At 73.6% G+C, this 3,575-nt stretch carries 2 protein-coding genes; one reads left to right on the top strand and one right to left on the bottom strand.

Annotated features, from left to right (window positions below; genetic code table 11):
* Window positions 1-48 precede the first annotated feature (48 nt).
* Entirely contained in the window at window positions 49-1,035 is a 987-nt protein-coding gene (locus E1200_RS31950; RefSeq protein ID WP_131956183.1) for a glycosyltransferase, read from the top strand.
* Between the two features lie 35 nt (window positions 1,036-1,070).
* Here E1200_RS31950 and E1200_RS34185 read toward each other — a convergent pair.
* The coding region (locus E1200_RS34185) for a sialidase family protein (protein ID WP_165950555.1) at window positions 1,071-3,575 on the bottom strand (2,505 nt) is incomplete at its 5' end.

Below are 3,575 nucleotides of genomic sequence, written 5' to 3'. Positions count from 1 at the left end.
CCCCCGCACAGGGCTCTACCGGGCGCCCACGCTCCCCGGAACGGACGCATGCAGCCCGAACCCTTCACCCTGCTCATGACCGTGTACGGCGGTGATCGAGCGGAGCACGTACGGGTCGCCTTCCGCAGTGCGGTGCACGAGCAGACCCTGCGCCCCGACCAGGTCGTCCTGGTCCAGGACGGCCCCGTCGCCCCCGAACTTGCCGCCTGCCTGCGCGCGCTGGTCGCCGGCAGCCCGGTCGAGACGTCCTTCGTCCCCCTCGAACACAACCGCGGCCTCGGCCCCGCGCTGGACGCCGGCCTCCGCGCCTCCCACCACGACATCGTCGCCCGCATGGACGCCGACGACGTCGCCATGCCGCACCGCTTCCAGACCCAGGTGCCGCTGGTGCGCGCCGGCGCCGACCTCGTCGGCGCCGGCCTGCTGGAGTTCGACACCGACATCTCCGACATCGTCGGGCAGCGCACCCCGCCGAGCGACCCCGCCGACATCGCCCGCTACTCCCGCCTCCACGACCCCTTCAACCACCCCACGGTCGTCTACCGCCGCAGCGCCGTCGTCGCCGCGGGGGGCTACGGTGATCTTCCCTTGATGGAGGACTACTGGCTGTTCGTGCGCATGATCGCGAACGGCGCGCGGATGGTGAACGTCGCCGAGCCGCTCGTCTACTACCGGGTCGGCGACGGTGCCTACGAGCGGCGCGGCGGCCGCGACCTGCTGCGCTCGGAACTGCTCCTGCAGCGGCACATGCTGCGCGAGGGCTTCATCTCCTCGCCGCAGTACTGGCGGAACGTCATGGTCCGCGGCGGCTACCGCCTCGTCCCGACCATGATCCGCAAACCGTTCTACCGCCGTGTCGTCGCCCCCTACGGCGCCCGCCGCAACCGCTCCCGCGACCGCGAGGACGCCCGCGGGGCCACGATGGTGCCGACGCACGTGTACGTCCCGCGGCAAACCCGCCGCACGACCGAGGCCGCGGACGGATTAGAGAACATCCCGGGCTGCGACCCTAGCCCACCGCACGGCGAACGCTGAGCCGGGGCCCCAGGGCGCCCGCCGCCCGGGGGACCTCAGGAGAGGGGACGGCTCCATAGGAGGGGCTGCTCGCCGGAGCCGGACACGGTTCGTCCCACGCCGAGCAGCGTGTTCTTGAACGGCGTCAAGCCCGTGATCTCCTGCTGACCCGCCCCGGACAGGACGTCGTCATCGGGCGTCTGCACCTCCCACGACGTCCCGTCGGCCGACGTCCACGTGACGACATCGGACATGCCGGTGCTTCCGGCGGCTCCGGAGACGGTGAAGCCCCGCGGTGTCGCCGTCACGGCGGTGACCCGCACGCCACCGGCCGAGTCGGGGGCCGGCAACTCACTCTGGTGCCAGCTCTGGCCGCCGTCGGTGGAGACGTAGGCGAGCCCGGTGGTCCCCGCCCTGCTCGAACCCTGTCCCGCCGCGACGAGGACATTCCCCTTGGCCGCGATGTGCGTGAGCCAGCCGTGGGCCATGCCGGAAGGCAGCTTGAGCTCCTGAAGCCGCCACTTCTTGCCGTCGGGCGACGTCCAGACCGCCGGGCTGCCGGGCACCGACGTCTTCGGGTTCCGCAAGCCGCCGGCCGCGACGAAGCCGAAGGGCCCGCCGACGGCCGACCGGACCCAGCGGTTGCCGTTCTTCTCTGCGGTGAGGTCGTTGCGGCCCACGCCGCCGCCCCGCTGCCAGGTCGTCAGGTCGGGAGAGAACCAGATCGCGCCGGACGGCCCGTCGTCGCCGACGACGACGTAGCCGGACGGGCCGGATGCGGCGCCATAGGTGGCGAGGGGACGGGTCTTCTTCGGCTCGAACACCCGGTCGGTGTCGGCGGCGTTCCAGATCCCGCCGTCCGGCGACGTCAGCACCAGCGGTCTGCCGGGGTTGCCGCCTCCGGCGCCGACCGCGAGCCAGCCGGCGTCGCCGTGCGCGACGCTGAGCAGGCGCTGCAGGGCCGGCCGGGAGATACCGCCGGAGAAGCGGGCGCGGTTCCAGGCCGAGCCGTCCGCGGAGGTCCAGATCGCCGCGTCGCCGCCTGTGCTGCCGACGGCGACCGCCTGCCCGCCCGCCGCGGAGACCGCGGTGACCGCCTGGTCGCTGCGGAAGGTGCCGGAGATCTTGAGCGGGTCGACCGGGACCTCGGCGCCGTTCGCGTCGCGCACGGCCAGCAGCGCGTTGAGGTCGCCGTTGCCCGGGTCCCGGCCGACCAGCACGGTCTGGGCGCCGGTGGCGGACGCCCCGAGCAGCACGCGGCCGGAGGCTGCGGGAAGCGTGCCCGCCTCCTGCCAGGACCTGCCGTCCGCCGAGCGCGACACCAGCAGATCGCGTCCGCGCTCCAAGAGGCCGACATAGCCCGTCTCGGTGCCGATCAGGCGCCGGACGTAGCGGTAGCCGTCCGGTTCCAGCTTGCCGCCCTTGGTCCACTCGGTCGCGTCCGTGGACGTGTAGATTTGCCCATAGATCGATTTGCCGGACTTGACCTCGCGGACGGCCACGAGCCCGGCCTGGCCGCCGCCGACCTTCAGTCCGCGGGTGCCCTTCGGGGCGGGGATCTCGGCGGGTGACCAGGTGCGGCCACCGTCGGTGGAACGCCATGCGCGGTTGAAGGGGGGCTTGTCCCCGCCCGGGTGGTGCTTGGACTCCAGCAGCACCACGCCGCCGTGGGACCCGACCTCCTCCACCACGACCTTCCCGCGGAGCGGCAGCCCGGTCTGCTTGCCGGTCAGCGCATCCCAGTTCCGGCCGTCGGTCGAAAGCCAGAGGGCGGGGACCGAGTCGCTGAAGTCGCGCTTGCGGGAGTGCTCGCCGATCGCGAGGAAGCCCTTGTCGGTACGGATGACGTCCGTGACGCGGTTGCCGGGGCCGAAGACGTCGCCCGCCGCGTCGGGCTGGCGACGCCATTCACTGCCGTTGTCGCTCGTCCAGACGAGCCCGCCGCCTGGCCGGCCGCCGATCGCGACCCAGCCGTCCGGACCGCCGCCGACGACCTTCGGCACCTCCGCGGCGCCCGGCTCACCGCCGTCGTGGCCCTCGACCCGTCCGGTCTTGTAGGTGCGTCCCCCGTCGGTGGACACGAGGAAGACGCCCCGGTTGCCGCCGGGGGCGGACTCGCCGCCGACGGCGACCACGGTGGACCCGGCAGCGGCGACGCCGGTGAGTTCCTGATCGCGGCCGTCGGAGCGTGCCGCCGGGTCGGCCGGGAACAGGTTCCCCGCGAGCCGCGCTCCACCGGTGCTCTTCTCGGAGCCGCCGGGCAGCCCGAGCAGCACCACGACACCGCCCGCGACCAGCGCCGCGGCGGCCACGCCGCCGATCACGCCGAAGAGGAGCTTCTTGTTGATCCGCTTGCGCTTGCGCTTGGGCGCGCTCGCCGTGCGCCAGGGTTCGTCGACCTGGGGTGGCGGCGCGAGCGGAGGAGGAGCGGTGTGCACCGGTGTGCCGGAGACGGGGTCGGCGGACGCGGCGGGGGCCGGGGTCTCCGTCGTCCGCGGGGACGGCTGGGAGACCGGCGCCGGTGACTGCCTCGGGATCTCCTGGGCGTAGGGGAACGGCTC

The sequence above is a fragment of the Actinomadura sp. GC306 genome (assembly GCF_004348665.1).
Classification (GTDB): Bacteria; Actinomycetota; Actinomycetes; order Streptosporangiales; family Streptosporangiaceae; genus Spirillospora.
Note: the sequence above shows the minus strand (reverse complement) of the source record. Positions and strands in the feature narration are given on the sequence as shown.

What these genes read in the sequence shown, in the direction of transcription:
- E1200_RS31950 (WP_131956183.1), top strand. Translation starts at nt 49, where the DNA reads ATGCAGCCCGAACCCTTCACCCTGCTCATGACCGTGTACGGCGGTGAT.